The organism is Streptomyces sp. NPDC027672, from assembly GCF_055566335.1.
The window spans coordinates 13331-28590 of the sequence record NZ_JBVHSO010000012.1; the positions used below are offsets into that span (position 1 = coordinate 13331).

Below are 15260 nucleotides of genomic sequence, written 5' to 3' on the forward strand. Positions count from 1 at the left end.
TCCGAATGCCGTGCTGCGGGTTTTCACTATCACCCGCGCCGGTGGGGTGGAGATCTCGCCCACGGGGGAGGAGGAGGTGGAAGTCACCGAGTCCGAGGTCCGGTGCTCACTGGACCTGGTGCGAAAGGGAGACGCTCCGCCGGCGCGGTGGAGCGATCCGGGAACGGAGTTCTGCGTGGACATCGTCGTCAAGGGCCGCAAGACCGAGGTGCCCGAGCGGTTCCGCAAGCACGTGGCCGAGAAGCTGAAGCTGGAGAAGATCCAGAGGCTCGATGCCAAGGTGATCAGCCTCGACGTCGAGGTGTCCAAGGAGCCCAACCCCCGACAGGCCGACCGCTGTGACCGAGTGGAGATCACGCTCCGCTCCCGCGGTCCGGTGATCCGGGCGGAGGCGGCGGCCAGCGACCCGTACGCCGCACTCGACCTGGCGGCGGAGAAGCTGGACGCGCGGCTGCGCAAGCAGCACGACAAGCGGTTCTCCCGCCGAGGCGCGCGCCGGATCTCGGCGGCGGAGGTCCCCGACCACGTCCCGGACGCGGTGACCCTGAACGGCGACGGCCTCCCCGTCCACGACGAGGAGACGGACGGGGTGCCGACCAAGAAGATCGGCCCGCTGGAGGTCAAGGGCGAAGGCCCCCTCGTCGTCCGCGAGAAGACCCACGTCGCCTCCCCGATGAGCCTCGACCAGGCCCTGTACGAGATGGAACTGGTCGGTCACGACTTCTACTTGTTCGTCGACTCCGAGACGAAGGAACCGAGCGTCGTCTACCGCCGGCACGCCTACGACTACGGCGTGATCCACCTCAGCACGGATCCGATGGTCGCCGAGGCGGAGACCTCCGCGGCGGGCGGCACGCTGGGCGGCTGACCCCGCCCGGCCGAAGCCGAGCCGGTGCCCCTGGAGCGCGTGTGCGCCCCCAGGGGCACCGGTGTGCGACCACTTCGCGTCCCACATGGCACCCCGGGGCCGGCCGGGCATGGAATCATGGCCGCACCGGCCCAACCGGTGGGCCGTTGCCTTGGGTTGGCGATGGCACAGGACCACAGGCCACAGCCTTCAGGGGGAGGAACGATGGCGGACACCTTCGGACCGATGCGGGACGGGGGCGCCGGCGACGACACCGCCGGCCGCGGCCCGGCCGCGGAATCGTCTCGCAAGGAGCCGATCAGAGTCCTGGTCGTGGACGACCACGCCCTCTTCCGGCGCGGCCTGGAGATCGTGCTGGCGGCCGAGGAGGACATCCAGGTCGTCGGCGAGGCGGGCGATGGAGCCGAGGCCGTCGACAAGGCCGCCGACCTGCTGCCCGACATCGTGCTGATGGACGTCCGCATGCCCAAGCGCGGCGGGATCGAGGCCTGCACCTCCATTAAGGAGGTCGCCCCCAGCGCGAAGATCATCATGCTGACGATCAGCGACGAGGAGGCCGACCTCTACGACGCGATCAAGGCGGGCGCTACCGGATACCTCCTCAAGGAGATCTCGACCGACGAGGTGGCCACCGCCATCCGCGCGGTGGCCGACGGACAGTCGCAGATCAGCCCGTCGATGGCGTCCAAACTCCTCACCGAGTTCAAGTCGATGATCCAGCGCACCGACGAGCGCCGGCTGGTGCCCGCGCCCCGGCTCACCGACCGGGAGCTGGAGGTCCTCAAACTCGTCGCCACGGGCATGAACAACCGCGATATCGCCAAGGAGTTGTTCATCTCCGAGAACACCGTGAAGAACCACGTCCGCAACATCCTGGAGAAGCTGCAACTGCACTCCCGCATGGAGGCCGTGGTCTACGCGATGCGGGAGAAGATCCTGGAGATCCGCTAGCCGAGAAGGCTGGCGAGTTCCCTGGTGAGGGGCTCGCGCAGGTCCGGGCTGTCGGCGCGCTCGACGCGGACGTCCGTGCAGTCCACCCAGGTCGCCGCCTCGGCCAAAGCCTGCGCGACGGCCGGGACCGCCTTCGGCCCGGTCAGCGTGACCTGCTTGGCCACCAGCGTGCGGCCCTCGCGCGCCGGGTCGACCCGCCCGACCAGCCGGCCGCCGGCGAGCACCGGCATCGCGAAGTACCCGTGCACCCGCTTGGGCTTGGGGACGTACGCCTCCAGCCGATGGGTGAAGCCGAAGATCCGCTCCGTGCGCGCCCGCTCCCAGATCAGGGAGTCGAAGGGGGACAGCAGCGTGGTGCGGTGCCGGCCGCGCGGCGGTGCCGCCAGGGCCGCCGGATCGGCCCAGGCCGGCCGGCCCCAGCCCTCGACCCCGACCGGCACCAGACCCGAGTCCGCGATCACCGCGTCGACCTGCTCGCCCTTGAGCCGGTGGTAGTCGGCGATGTCCGCGCGAGTGCCGACGCCGAGCGCCTCGCCCGCCAGCCGGACCAGACGGCGCAGGCACTCGGTGTCGTCCGGCTCCTGGCGCAGCAGCGCCTCCGGGATCGCGCGCTCGGCGAGGTCGTACACCCGCTTCCAGCCGCGCCGCTCCACGCACACCACCTCGCCGTACATCAGCGCGCGTTCCACGGCGACCTTCGTGCCCGACCAGTCCCACCAGTCGTTCGTCTTCTTCGCGCCGCCCAGGTCCGTGGCGGTCAGCGGGCCCTCCGCGCGGAGCTGCTTGACGACCTGCTCATAGGTGCCGTCGGGCAGGTCGTGGCTCCAGTGCGGGCGGTCGCGGTAGGCGCGGCGGCGGAAGGCGAAGTACGGCCACTCCTCGATGGGCAGGACGCAGGCCGCGTGCGACCAGTACTCGAACGCGTGCGTGCCCGTCCAGTACGCGGTGTCGACCGCCTTGCGGCCGACCGCGCCCAGCCTGGCGTACGGCACGAGTTCATGGGAGCGGGCCAGCACCGAGATCGTGTCGAGCTGGACCGCGCCGAGCCGGCGCAGCACACCGCGGACGCCCGCGCGCCGGTCGGGCGCGCCGAGCAGTCCCTGGGCCCGCAGGACGATCCGGCGGGCTTCGTCCGCGGTGAGCGTGAGGGTGGGACGCGGAAGGGTCGTCATGCTTCGGACGATAGAGGGTGCCACTGACAGGCCGCGAGGGGCGCCGGGTCCCCCGCGGACCGCGCGCGCAGTCGCCGGGTCCTCCGCGGACCGCGCGCGCAGAGCGGGCTCAGACGCGCGCCGGCAGGTACGGGGCCGTGGACGGCAGACCGAGGTCCGAGGGGAGCAGGGAGCCCACCCAGCAGTCGCGGCGCACCCCTTTGTTGTTGATGCCGGAGCGCAGGGTGCCCTCGACGGTGAAGCCGGCGCGTTCGGCCACCGCGCGGGAGGCGTGGTTGCCGACCTCGGCCCGCCATTCGACGCGGTCGACGCCGATCGCGGTGAAGATCCAGCGGCAGGCGGTGAGCGTGGCCTCCACGACATAACCGCGGCCGCGGTGCTCCTTGGCCGCCCAGAAGCCGATCTCGGCGGTGCCCAGCGAGCGCATCGTCAGGGCGAGCATGCCGGTCAGCGGACCGTCGGCGAGGAACACGCCGAAGGTGAACACCGCCCCCTGCGCCCAGCCGTCGGGGGCGGTCTGTTCCGTGAAACTGATCGCGTGCTCGGGCAGGTAGGGCGAGGGGACCGTCGTCCAGCGCTGGATGTCCGGGTCCTGTACGGCCGCGTACACGGCGTCGGCGTCGCCGGGGACGACCGGACGCAGCAGGAGACGGTCCGTGGTGAGCGTGACGTGTTCCATCGCCCGATTCTGCTCGGGCCGGCCGTCCGGGGCCACGGTTTTCCGCGATGCGTGAGCGGGTGATCACAATCAGCGCAATTCCTCGCCGCGGAGCGGCACCATCCAGACGCCCCGCCCGTTGTCCTCGATGAGCAGCCGCCGGGCCGCCAGGCCTCCCGGCGTGGCCGGGTCCTCGCATACGATGGCCGTTGCTCAGTACGTCAGAAGGAAAACCGACCGTCCCAGGCCCGACCGGCAAGGAGACCAGCCCCCGTGTCCGTCCTCTCGAAGATCATGCGTGCAGGCGAAGGCAAGATCCTGCGCAAGCTGCACCGCATCGCGGACCAGGTCAACTCCATCGAAGAGGACTTCGTCGACCTCTCCGACGCCGAGCTGCGGGCCCTCACCGACGAGTACAAGCAGCGGTACGCCGACGGTGAGAGCCTGGACGACCTGCTCCCCGAGGCCTTCGCCACGGTGCGCGAGGCCGCCAAGCGCGTCCTCGGCCAGCGCCACTACGACGTGCAGATGATGGGCGGTGCCGCCCTCCACCTCGGCTATGTGGCCGAGATGAAGACCGGTGAGGGCAAGACCCTCGTCGGCACCCTGCCGGCGTACCTGAACGCCCTGTCGGGCGACGGCGTCCACCTCATCACGGTCAACGACTACCTGGCCGAGCGCGACTCCGAGATGATGGGCCGCGTCCACCGGTTCCTGGGCCTGAGCGTCGGCTGCATCCTCGCCAACATGACCCCGGCCCAGCGCCGCGAGCAGTACGCGTGCGACATCACCTACGGCACGAACAACGAGTTCGGCTTCGACTACCTGCGCGACAACATGGCGTGGGCGAAGGACGAGCTGGTGCAGCGCGGCCACAACTTCGCCATCGTGGACGAGGTCGACTCCATCCTCATCGACGAGGCCCGTACGCCGCTGATCATCTCCGGTCCGGCCGACCAGGCCACCAAGTGGTACGGCGACTTCGCCAAGCTGGTCACCCGCCTCAAGCGCGGCGAGGCGGGCAACCCGCTCAAGGGCCTCGAGGAGACCGGTGACTACGACGTCGACGAGAAGAAGCGCACGGTCGCCATCCACGAGTCCGGCGTCAGCAAGGTCGAGGACTGGCTGGGCATCGACAACCTCTACGAGTCGGTGAACACCCCGCTCGTGGGTTATCTGAACAACGCCATCAAGGCCAAGGAGCTGTTCAAGCGCGACAAGGACTACGTCGTCATCGACGGCGAGGTCATGATCGTCGACGAGCACACCGGCCGTATCCTCGCCGGCCGCCGCTACAACGAGGGCATGCACCAGGCGATCGAGGCGAAGGAAGGGGTGGACATCAAGGACGAGAACCAGACGCTCGCCACGATCACCCTGCAGAACTTCTTCCGCCTCTACAAGAAGCTCTCCGGCATGACCGGTACGGCGATGACCGAGGCCGCCGAGTTCCACCAGATCTACAAGCTGGGCGTGGTGCCGATCCCGACCAACAAGCCGATGGTCCGCAAGGACCAGTCGGACCTGATCTACCGCACCGAGGTGGCCAAGTTCGAGGCGGTCGTGGACGACATCGCCGAGAAGCACGAGAAGGGCCAGCCGATCCTGGTCGGCACCACCTCCGTGGAGAAGTCGGAGTACCTCTCGCAGCAGCTCAGCAAGCGCGGCATCCAGCACGAGGTGCTGAACGCCAAGCACCACGAGCGCGAGGCGCAGATCGTGGCCCAGGCGGGCCGCAAGGGCGCGGTGACGGTGGCCACCAACATGGCCGGCCGTGGTACGGACATCAAGCTGGGCGGCAACCCCGAGGACCTCGCCGAGGCGGAGCTGCGCCAGCGCGGCCTGGACCCCGAGGAGCACATCGAGGAGTGGGCCGCCGCGCTGCCCGCCGCCCTGGAGAAGGCCGCGGAGGCCGTCAAGGCGGAGAAGGACGAGGTCGAGGCGCTCGGCGGGCTGTACGTCCTGGGCACCGAGCGGCACGAGTCGCGCCGTATCGACAACCAGCTGCGCGGCCGTTCCGGCCGTCAGGGCGACCCGGGCGAGTCCCGGTTCTACCTCTCCCTCGGCGACGACCTGATGCGTCTGTTCAAGGCGCAGATGGTCGAGCGCGTGATGTCGATGGCGAACGTGCCGGACGACGTGCCGATCGAGAACAAGATGGTCACCCGCGCGATCGCGTCCGCGCAGTCGCAGGTCGAGACGCAGAACTTCGAGACCCGCAAGAACGTCCTGAAGTACGACGAGGTGCTCAACCGGCAGCGCGAGGTCATCTACGGCGAGCGCCGCCGCGTCCTGGAGGGCGAGGACCTGCAGGAGCAGATCCAGCACTTCATGGACGACACGATCGAGGCGTACGTCCACGCGGAGACCTCCGAGGGCTTCCCCGAGGACTGGGACCTGGACCGGCTGTGGGGCGCGTTCAAGCAGCTCTACCCGGTCAAGGTCACCATCGAGGAACTGGAGGAGGCGGCCGGCGACCGGGCCGGTCTGACCGCCGAGTTCATCATCGAGTCCATCAAGGAAGACATCAACGAGCAGTACGCGGCCCGCGAGGCGCAGCTCGGCTCGGAGATCATGCGCGAGCTGGAGCGCCGGGTCGTGCTGTCGGTCCTGGACCGCAAGTGGCGCGAGCACCTCTACGAGATGGACTATCTCCAGGAGGGCATCGGCCTGCGCGCGATGGCGCAGAAGGACCCGCTGGTCGAGTACCAGCGCGAGGGCTTCGACATGTTCACCGCGATGATGGACGGCATCAAGGAGGAGTCCGTCGGCTATCTGTTCAACCTGGAGGTCCAGGTCGAGCAGCAGGTCGAGGAGGTCCCGGTCGAGGCGGAGGCCCAGCCGGCCGGCGAGGGCGCGCAGGACACGGTGCCGGCGCAGGCCGGTGGGCGTCCCGAGATCCGCGCGAAGGGACTGGACGTCCCGCAGCGCCGGGAACTGCACTTCTCCGCGCCGACGGTGGACGGCGAGGGCGGCATCGTCGAGCGTGACCTGGAGGACGACGAGCCGGTGCGCTCCGAGTCGGACGGACTGACCCGCGCCGAGCGGCGGCGGCAGGCCAAGGGCGGACGGCGCCGCAAGAAGTAGGCGCGGGCGGCAGGCGCGGCGCGAGCCGTCGCCCGCGGCGCCTCGGCCGTCGGCAAGGGCCGGGTTTCCCTCGGGAAGCCCGGCCCTTCCGCGTGGGCGCGCGGCTACCCCGGTACGGCGGCGGCCGCGTCCGCCTCGCCGCGCGGGCCCGTCTCCACCGCCGTGCAGCGCCAGCGGAGGTCGGCACCGCGTTCCAGGCGGAAGGCGATGGCCCGCAGCCGGTCACCGGCGGCGATCCGGGCGAAGACCTCCAGGGTGCCTTCGCTCGCCACGTAGTAGCCGATGTCGCGGACGACCGGACGGGCGCCGGCCGAGCGCAGGGGGCTGCGCTCGGCCAGGCGGGCCAGGTCGTCGTAGGCGCGGCCCGCCGTGTGCCGGAGCATCCAGTGGACGGGCCGCCGGCCGCTCAGCACGGCGAGCAGCCGGTCGGCGAACAGGTCGGTCGGGCGGGGCTGACCCGGGGCCGTCCCCGAGGCAGCCCCCAGAGCCGTCCCCGGAGCCGTCCCGGGGGCCGTCTCCGGGGCCGCGGGGGGACGGCCGGTGCGGACGGCCGCCGGTCGGCTGGGGGTGCGGGGAGGCGCGCCGCCGGGGCGGCGGGAGTCACGGCGGGTCGGCGGGCGGTGCCGCGGACGGGACCGGGCGGTGCGGCTCATGACCTTGTTCACGGGAGTCCCCGTTCGCCGGGCCCGGTGATACCGGGCGGTAACTTGCTGGTGGGGATCTTGTACGGGGTGCGGGGCGGACCGGCAAGGAGGACACCGCGCGCGGGGCGGAGCGGGAGGATTCACCTATCAGAGTGACCCGGCGGTGCGCGGGCCCCGTGGGCGGGCGGCGGGACCGGGTGAACCGGGGGACCGGGGTTGCCGGCCCGGCGGGTGCGGGCAGGGGCCCGAAAGGGGACGGGCGCACGTATCCTGAAGGCCCTCCGGGAGACGCGCCCCGCCGCTCTCCCCGGGGTCCGAGCGGAGCCTTTGACCAGGAAAGAGCGGCCAGTATGCGCGTCTACGTCCCCCTGACCCTCCCCGCTCTCGCCGAGGCGCACAGGACGGGTGAGCTGGGGGCCGGCCCCTTCGTCGCGTACGCCGTCACGCCCGCCCTGCGCGAGTGGTACCTCTCCGAGGACATCGAGGAACTGGAGTACGCGGCGCTCAGCCGGGCCGCGCTCGCCTCGCTGCGGCTGCTGGCGGCGGACCCGGACGCGGCACGGCGCCGGGTCGTGGTCGCGGTGGACGTGCCCGACGGCGCCGCGAGCGCCGACCCGGACCGCGGACTCGACCCGGCCGCGCTCGGCGAGGTCACCGTGCGGACGTCGGTGCCGCTGGCGAAGGCGGCCGCCGTGCACGTCGACGCCGAGGACGCCGGGCCGGACGTGGCCGCGGCGGCCCGGGCGCTCGCCGCGGCGGACGGCGGGGACGACGACGCGCAGTTCGTCGTGGACGGCGCCGACGACCACGAGCTGCTGTGGTACGCCACGCAGGAGATCCCGAACCTGGTCGCCCGGGGCTGATCCGGGGCGCGGTCGCGTTGTCGGTGGCGGCGGGTACGGTCTTGGACATGGGGATGCAGGCAAGCGCGCACATCGTCTGGGACTGGAACGGCACGCTGTTCCACGACAATGACGCGATCATCGGGGCGACCAACGCGGCCTTCGCCGAGCTGGGACTCGCGCCGATCACACTGGAGCAGTACCGGTCGCTGTACTGCGTGCCGGTGCCGAAGTTCTACGAGCGGCTGCTCGGCCGGCTGCCGACCGACGCCGAGTGGGAGCTGATGGACGGCGTCTTCCACCGGTACTACGCCGAGCACCGGGTGCGGTGCCGGCTCACCGAGGGAGCGGAGGAACTGCTCTCCGGGTGGCGGTCGGACGGGCACAGCCAGTCGCTGCTGAGCATGTACGGGCACGAGGAGCTGGTGCCGCTGGTCCGGAACCTCGGGATCGAGCCGCACTTCCTGCGGGTCGACGGGCGTACCGGGCCGTCCGGCGGCAGCAAGGCCGAGCACATGGTGCGGCACCTCCAGGCGCTGACCGGGGCGGCGCGGCCGGAGCGGACCGTGGTGATCGGGGACGCGGCGGACGACGCGGTCGCGGCGCGGTACGTGGGGGCGCGGGCCGTGCTGTACAGCGGAGGGTCGCACAGCCGCGCCAGCCTGGAGGGCGTGGGCGTACCGGTGGTGGACACGCTGGCGGAGGCCGTGGCACTGGCGCGCGGCATAGCGGCGTAGCGGCGGGTCCGCTTCCGGCTCCCGGTCACTGCGGGGCTCGGGGCCGCTTCAGGCGGCTCCCGGCGGCTCCAGACGGCTGCCGGTCCCTCCAGGCGGCTCCCGGCGGCCCCGCGCCGTGCTCAGTCTGCCGGGGCGGTCGTGCGCAGGATCTTCAGGAACTCCCGCATCCAGGCCGGGTGGTCCGGCCAGGCGCGGGCGGAGACCAGGGTGCCGTCGACGACCGTCTCGGCGTCCTGGAAGCCCGCTCCGGCGGCCTGCATGTCCGGTTCGAGCGCCGGGTAGGCCGTGACCCGGCGGCCCCGCAGCGAGTCGATCGCGGCGGTGAGCAGCGGGCCGTGGCAGATCTGGGCGACGGGCTTGTCCGCGTCGAAGAACGCCTTGAGGATCTTGCGCAGTTCGGGGTCGTTGCGCAGGTACTCGGGGGCCCGCCCGCCGGGGATGACGAGGGCCGCGTACGCGCCGGGGTCCACCTCGGCGAAGGACAGGTCGGCGGGCCAGGTGTAGCCGGGCTTCTCGGTGTAGGTGTCGTAGCCGGGCTCGAAGTCGTGGACGACGAAACGGAGCGTCTTGCGGGTGGGGGCCGCGATCTGGACCTCGTAGCCTTCCTCGCGCAGCCGCTGGTAGGGGTAGAGCACCTCCAGGGACTCCGCCGCGTCACCGGTGACGATGAGGATCTTCGTGGGCATGGTCGGCTCCTTCGGGGCGGACCCCGGGCTCGGCGAGGCGGCTTCCGGCACCGTGCCCCCGCCGGGCGCGCTCGCCGGGAGGACCCGTTGCCCTCCCAGAGTGCCGCAGATCCGCACCCCGGCGCCCGCGTATCCGCAAAGACCGCGGCCGGATACGTCACCCGACCGCACCCCGCCGCTGTGCAGAACGTCAAACTTCACCACTCGGTTTTGTACACATACGGCTCATGACGGAGCCCGGGTGCGGAGCGATAGCCTTGTGGCGTGATCAGCGCGATAGCTCGCGGGTGCGATCCTGCCCCCGCCCCGCGCCCGGGTTGCACGGAGCACCTCCGTGGCCGGGCGGCGGTCGCTGGTCTTCGCGGGCGGGACGGGGGCGCCGATGCCCCCGGGGCGCCGAGGACGGTCCGGGCCGCGGCGGTGCCGAGAGCAGCGTCACATCCGGCGGACGTCACGACAATGGCCGAAATCCCCCCGCTCATCTCATCTCGCGGCATACCGTCGGAACAGACCGGACACCCCGGGCCGTGGCGTTGTGTCGAGAGGGACGAGACAGAACTTCCTTCTACGTCACGCAACGGCGCGCGACAGGAGTCAGAGGACAATGCAGACCAAGCTGGACGAAGCCAAGGCCGAGCTGCTCGAGAGGGCCGCCCGGGTAGCTGAGAACAGCCCGGCCGGGGGGCATCTACCGACCGGGACGACGAGCGAGGGCACCCCCGGCACCCCGGACAGCGTGCTCGCGTTCCTCCAGCGCTACTACCTGCACACCGCCCCGGAGGACCTCGCCGACCGCGACCCGGTCGACGTCTTCGGCGCCGCGGTCTCGCACTACCGGCTCGCCGAGAACCGCCCGCAGGGCACCGCGAACGTCCGGGTGCACACCCCGACCGTGGAGGAGAACGGGTGGACCTGCACGCACACCGTGGTGGAGGTCGTCACCGACGACATGCCCTTCCTCGTGGACTCGGTCACCAATGAGCTGACCCGGCAGGGCCGTGGCATCCACGTCGTCATCCACCCGCAGGTCGTGGTCCGGCGGGACCTGACCGGCAAGCTGATCGAGGTGCTGCCGACCCCGTTCACCGGGCCCCTCGGCGACCTCCCGCACGACGCGCACATCGAGTCCTGGATCCACGTCGAGATCGACCGGGAGACCGACCGCGCCGACCTCAAGCAGATCTCCGCCGACCTGCTGCGCGTCCTGTCCGACGTCCGCGAGGCCGTCGAGGACTGGGAGAAGATGCGGGACGCGGCGATCCGGATCGCCGACGGCATGGAGGACGAGCCCGTCCCCGCCGACCTGCCCCGGCCCGAGGTCGAGGAGGCCCGCGAGCTGCTGCGCTGGCTGTCCGCCGACCACTTCACCTTCCTCGGCTACCGCGAGTACCAGCTGCGCGACGACGACACGCTCGCCGCCGTGCCCGGCACCGGGCTCGGCATACTGCGCTCGGACCCGCACCACGCCGAGGACGACCAGCACCCGGTCAGCCCCTCCTTCGAACGCCTCCCGGCCGACGCCCGCGCCAAGGCCCGCGAGCACAAGCTGCTCGTGCTGACCAAGGCCAACAGCCGGGCCACCGTGCACCGGCCGTCGTACCTGGACTACATTGGCGTCAAGAAGTTCGACGCGGACGGCAACGTCGTCGGCGAGCGCCGTTTCCTCGGCCTGTTCTCCTCCGCCGCGTACACCGAGTCCGTGCGCCGGGTCCCGGTGATCCGCCGCAGGGTCGCCGAGGTGCTGGACCGCGCCGGCTTCTCGGCGCACAGCCACGACGGCCGCGACCTGCTCCAGATCATGGAGACCTACCCGCGCGACGAGCTGTTCCAGACGCCGGTCGCGGAGCTCCAGGCCATCGTCACCAGCGTCCTCTACCTCCAGGAGCGCCGCCGGCTGCGGCTGTACCTGCGCCAGGACGAGTACGGCCGCTACTACTCGGCGCTCGTCTACCTCCCGCGCGACCGCTACACCACCGGCGTCCGGCTGCGGATCATCGACATCCTCAAGGAGGAGCTGGGCGGCACCAGCGTCGACTTCACCGCCTGGAACACCGAGTCGATCCTGTCCCGGCTGCACTTCGTCGTCCGGGTCCCGCAGGGCACCGAGCTGCCCGAGCTGTCGGACTCCGACAAGGAGCGCATCGAGACCCGCCTGGTCGAGGCGGCCCGCTCCTGGGCCGACGCGTTCGCCGAGGCGCTGACCGCCGAGTGCGGCGAGGAGCGCGCGGCCGAGGTGCTGCGCCGCTACAACCACGCCTTCCCCGAGGGCTACAAGGCCGACCACAGCCCGCGGGCCGCCGTCGCCGACCTGGTCCACCTGGAGCAGCTCAGCGCGGACAAGGACTTCTCGCTGAGCCTGTACGAGCCGGTGGGCGCCGCCCCCGACGAGCGCCGCTTCAAGATCTACCAGAACGGCGGCACGGTCTCCCTGTCCAAGGTGCTGCCCGTGCTGAGCCGGCTCGGCGTCGAGGTCACCGACGAGCGGCCGTACGAGCTGCGCTGCGCCGACCGCACCACCGCCTGGATCTACGACTTCGGACTGCGCATGCCGAAGACGCTCGGCGGCGGCAACGGCGACTTCCTGGGCGACGACGGCCGCGCCCGGTTCCAGGACGCCTTCGCCGCGACCTGGACCGGCAAGGCCGAGAACGACGGCTTCAACGCGCTGGTGCTGAGCGCCGGGCTGACCTGGCGGCAGGCGATGGTGCTGCGCGCCTACGCCAAGTACCTGCGGCAGGCCGGCTCGACCTTCTCCCAGGACTACATGGAGGACACCCTCCGCAACAACGTCCACACCACCCGGCTGCTCGTCTCCCTGTTCGAGGCGCGGATGTCGCCGGAGCGGCAGCAGGCCGGCGTGGAGATCACCGACGCGCTGCTGGAGGAGCTGGAAGCGGCCCTGGAGCAGGTCGCCAGCCTGGACGAGGACCGCATCCTGCGCTCCTTCCTCACCGTCATCAAGGCGACCCTGCGCACCAACTTCTTCCAGGAGGCGTCCGGCGGCGAGCCGCACGACTACGTCTCCATGAAGTTCGACCCGCAGGCCATCCCGGACCTGCCCGCGCCGCGCCCGGCGTACGAGATCTGGGTGTACTCGCCGCGGGTGGAGGGCGTGCACCTGCGCTTCGGCAAGGTCGCGCGCGGCGGTCTGCGCTGGTCCGACCGGCGCGAGGACTTCCGCACGGAGATCCTCGGCCTGGTCAAGGCTCAGATGGTGAAGAACACCGTCATCGTGCCGGTCGGCGCCAAGGGCGGCTTCGTCGCCAAGCAGCTGCCCGACCCGGGTGTGGACCGCGACGCGTGGCTGGCCGAGGGCATCGCCAGCTACCGCACGTTCATCTCCGCACTGCTCGACATCACCGACAACATGGTGGCCGGCGAGGTCGTGCCGCCGCAGGACGTGGTGCGCCACGACGGCGACGACACCTATCTGGTGGTCGCCGCCGACAAGGGCACCGCGACCTTCTCGGACATCGCCAACGACGTCGCGGACACCTACCGCTTCTGGCTCGGCGACGCCTTCGCCTCCGGCGGCTCGGCCGGCTACGACCACAAGGGCATGGGCATCACCGCGCGCGGCGCCTGGGAGTCCGTCAAGCGGCACTTCCGCGAGCTGGGCGTGGACACGCAGAGCGAGGACTTCACGGTCGTCGGCATCGGCGACATGTCCGGTGACGTGTTCGGCAACGGCATGCTGCTGTCCGAGCACATCCGCCTGGTCGCCGCCTTCGACCACCGGCACATCTTCATCGACCCCACCCCGGACGCGGCCACCTCCTACGCCGAGCGCCGCCGTCTGTTCGAGCTGCCCCGCTCCAGCTGGGCCGACTACGACACCCGGCTGCTGTCGACGGGCGGCGGGATCTTCCCGCGCAGCGCCAAGTCGATCACGCTGAACGCGCACATCCGGCAGGCGCTGGGCATCGAGGAGAAGATCTCCAAGATGACCCCCGCCGACCTGATGAAGACGATCCTCAAGGCGCCGGTCGACCTGCTGTGGAACGGCGGCATCGGCACGTACGTGAAGGCGTCGACGGAGTCGAACGCGGACGTCGGCGACAAGGCCAACGACGCCATCCGCGTCGACGGCAGGGACCTGCGGGCCAAGGTCGTCGGCGAGGGCGGCAACCTGGGCCTGACCCAGCTCGGCCGGATCGAGTTCGCCCTGCTCGGCGGCAAGATCAACACCGACGCGATCGACAACAGCGCCGGCGTGGACACCTCCGACCACGAGGTGAACATCAAGATCCTGCTGAACGGCCTGGTCGCGGACGGCGACATGACCGTCAAGCAGCGCAACAAGCTGCTCGCCGAGATGACCGACGAGGTCGGCGCGCTGGTCCTGCGCAACAACTACGCGCAGAACACCGCCCTGGCCAACGCCCTGTTCCAGGCCAAGGACATGCTCCACGCCCAGCAGCGCTTCCTGCGCCACCTGGTGCGCGAGGGCCACCTGGACCGGGCGCTGGAGTTCCTGCCGACCGACCGGCAGATCCGGGAGCGCCTCGCCCAGAGCCAGGGCCTGACCAGCCCGGAGACGGCCGTCGTGCTGGCGTACACGAAGATCACGGTGGCCGAGGAGCTGCTGCACACCTCGCTGCCGGACGACCCGTACCTGCGCGGGCTGCTGCACGCCTACTTCCCGGCGCCGCTGCGCGAGCGGTTCGCCGACGCCATCGACAACCACCCGCTGCGCCGCGAGATCACCACGACGGTGCTGGTCAACGACACGGTCAACACGGGCGGTACGACGTATCTGCACCGGCTGCGGGAGGAGACCGGCGCCTCCCTGGAGGAGATCGTCCGCGCCCAGACCGCGGCCCGCGCGATCTTCTCCTCGGCCCCGGTGTGGGACGCGGTGGAGGCGCTGGACAACGAGGTCGACGCGGCCGTCCAGACCCGTATCCGGCTGCACTCGCGCCGGCTGGTCGAGCGCGGCACGCGCTGGCTGCTGAACAACCGGCCGCAGCCGCTCCAGCTCGCCGAGACGGTGGAGTTCTTCGCCGACCGGGTCGAGCGGGTCTGGCAGGAGCTGCCGAAGCTGCTGCGCGGCGCGGACCTGGAGTGGTACCAGCACGTGTACGACGAGCTGTCCGCGGCCGGCGTCCCGGACGAGGTGGCCGCGCGGGTGGCCGGGTTCTCCTCCGCCTTCCCGACGCTCGACATCGTGTCGGTGGCCGACCGCACGGGCAAGGAGCCGCTGGACGTCGCCGAGGTCTACTACGACCTCGGCGACCGGCTGGGCATCACCCAGCTCATGGACCGCATCATCGAGCTGCCCCGCGCCGACCGCTGGCAGTCCATGGCCCGCGCCTCGATCCGCGAGGATCTGTACGCGGCGCACGCGGCCCTCACCGCGGACGTCCTCGCGGCGGGCGACGGCACCTCGACGCCGGAGCAGCGGTTCACGGCGTGGGAGGAGAAGAACGCCCCGATCCTCAGCCGGGCCCGCACCACCCTGGAGGAGATCCGCAGCTCGGACTCGTTCGACCTCGCCAACCTGTCGGTGGCGATGCGCACGATGCGGACGCTGCTGCGCACGCACGCGTAGCCGCTGCGGCGTGACAGGCGCCCCGGGCCCGCCGTGGCCCGGGGCGCCTTCGCCGTGTCCGGGC

At 71.3% G+C, this 15260-nt stretch carries 10 protein-coding genes; 6 read left to right on the top strand and 4 right to left on the bottom strand.

The window, feature by feature from the left end; translation table 11 throughout:
* Positions 1 to 175 precede the first annotated feature (175 nt).
* Positions 176 to 868, top strand: coding sequence for a ribosome hibernation-promoting factor, HPF/YfiA family (gene hpf, locus ACZ4SV_RS26735; protein ID WP_365881033.1), 693 nt, complete (start codon positions 176 to 178; stop codon positions 866 to 868).
* 204 nt (positions 869 to 1072) lie between these two features.
* Positions 1073 to 1819, top strand: coding sequence for a response regulator transcription factor (locus tag ACZ4SV_RS26740; RefSeq protein ID WP_365881031.1), 747 nt, complete (start codon positions 1073 to 1075; stop codon positions 1817 to 1819).
* On the opposite strand, the gene ACZ4SV_RS26745 is transcribed toward ACZ4SV_RS26740, so the two are convergent.
* Complete coding sequence (locus tag ACZ4SV_RS26745; RefSeq protein ID WP_468007059.1) at positions 1816 to 2991, bottom strand: winged helix-turn-helix domain-containing protein; 1176 nt, start codon at positions 2989 to 2991, stop codon at positions 1816 to 1818. The genes ACZ4SV_RS26740 and ACZ4SV_RS26745 overlap by 4 nt on opposite strands.
* Before the next feature lie 109 nt (positions 2992 to 3100).
* Complete coding sequence (locus ACZ4SV_RS26750) at positions 3101 to 3670, bottom strand: GNAT family N-acetyltransferase (protein ID WP_365881027.1); 570 nt, start codon at positions 3668 to 3670, stop codon at positions 3101 to 3103.
* A gap of 252 nt (positions 3671 to 3922) precedes the next feature.
* Here ACZ4SV_RS26750 and secA point away from each other — a divergent pair, with 252 nt between their 5' ends.
* Positions 3923 to 6736 carry a preprotein translocase subunit SecA gene (gene secA, locus ACZ4SV_RS26755; RefSeq protein ID WP_365941931.1) on the top strand — a complete coding sequence of 938 codons (2814 nt, stop codon included), beginning with the start codon at positions 3923 to 3925 and terminating at the stop codon, positions 6734 to 6736.
* A 104-nt stretch (positions 6737 to 6840) separates the two neighbouring features.
* On the opposite strand, the gene ACZ4SV_RS26760 is transcribed toward secA, so the two are convergent.
* Positions 6841 to 7401, bottom strand: coding sequence for an Rv3235 family protein (locus tag ACZ4SV_RS26760; RefSeq protein WP_468007060.1), 561 nt, complete (start codon positions 7399 to 7401; stop codon positions 6841 to 6843).
* 329 nt (positions 7402 to 7730) lie between these two features.
* On the opposite strand from ACZ4SV_RS26760, the gene ACZ4SV_RS26765 reads away from it, so the two are divergent.
* Positions 7731 to 8243, top strand: coding sequence for a DUF6912 family protein (locus ACZ4SV_RS26765; protein ID WP_397941296.1), 513 nt, complete (start codon positions 7731 to 7733; stop codon positions 8241 to 8243).
* 47 nt (positions 8244 to 8290) lie between these two features.
* Complete coding sequence (locus tag ACZ4SV_RS26770) at positions 8291 to 8959, top strand: HAD family hydrolase (RefSeq protein ID WP_468007062.1); 669 nt, start codon at positions 8291 to 8293, stop codon at positions 8957 to 8959.
* 119 nt (positions 8960 to 9078) lie between these two features.
* On the opposite strand, the gene ACZ4SV_RS26775 is transcribed toward ACZ4SV_RS26770, so the two are convergent.
* Positions 9079 to 9645 (bottom strand): DJ-1/PfpI family protein, encoded by a 567-nt coding sequence (locus tag ACZ4SV_RS26775; protein WP_468007064.1) that lies wholly within the window; start codon positions 9643 to 9645, stop codon positions 9079 to 9081.
* 604 nt (positions 9646 to 10249) lie between these two features.
* Between ACZ4SV_RS26775 and ACZ4SV_RS26780 the strand changes: the two genes are divergently transcribed.
* A complete protein-coding gene (locus ACZ4SV_RS26780) occupies positions 10250 to 15196 on the top strand; it encodes an NAD-glutamate dehydrogenase (RefSeq protein ID WP_468007066.1) in 4947 nt (1648 codons plus the stop codon).
* Positions 15197 to 15260 lie beyond the last annotated feature (64 nt).

What these genes read in the sequence shown, in the direction of transcription:
- ACZ4SV_RS26740 (WP_365881031.1), top strand. Translation starts at nt 1,073, where the DNA reads ATGGCGGACACCTTCGGACCGATGCGGGACGGGGGCGCCGGCGACGAC.
- ACZ4SV_RS26745 (WP_468007059.1), bottom strand. Translation starts at nt 2,991, where the DNA reads ATGACGACCCTTCCGCGTCCCACCCTCACGCTCACCGCGGACGAAGCC.
- ACZ4SV_RS26750 (WP_365881027.1), bottom strand. Translation starts at nt 3,670, where the DNA reads ATGGAACACGTCACGCTCACCACGGACCGTCTCCTGCTGCGTCCGGTC.
- ACZ4SV_RS26765 (WP_397941296.1), top strand. Translation starts at nt 7,731, where the DNA reads ATGCGCGTCTACGTCCCCCTGACCCTCCCCGCTCTCGCCGAGGCGCAC.
- ACZ4SV_RS26770 (WP_468007062.1), top strand. Translation starts at nt 8,291, where the DNA reads ATGGGGATGCAGGCAAGCGCGCACATCGTCTGGGACTGGAACGGCACG.
- ACZ4SV_RS26775 (WP_468007064.1), bottom strand. Translation starts at nt 9,645, where the DNA reads ATGCCCACGAAGATCCTCATCGTCACCGGTGACGCGGCGGAGTCCCTG.
- ACZ4SV_RS26780 (WP_468007066.1), top strand. Translation starts at nt 10,250, where the DNA reads ATGCAGACCAAGCTGGACGAAGCCAAGGCCGAGCTGCTCGAGAGGGCC.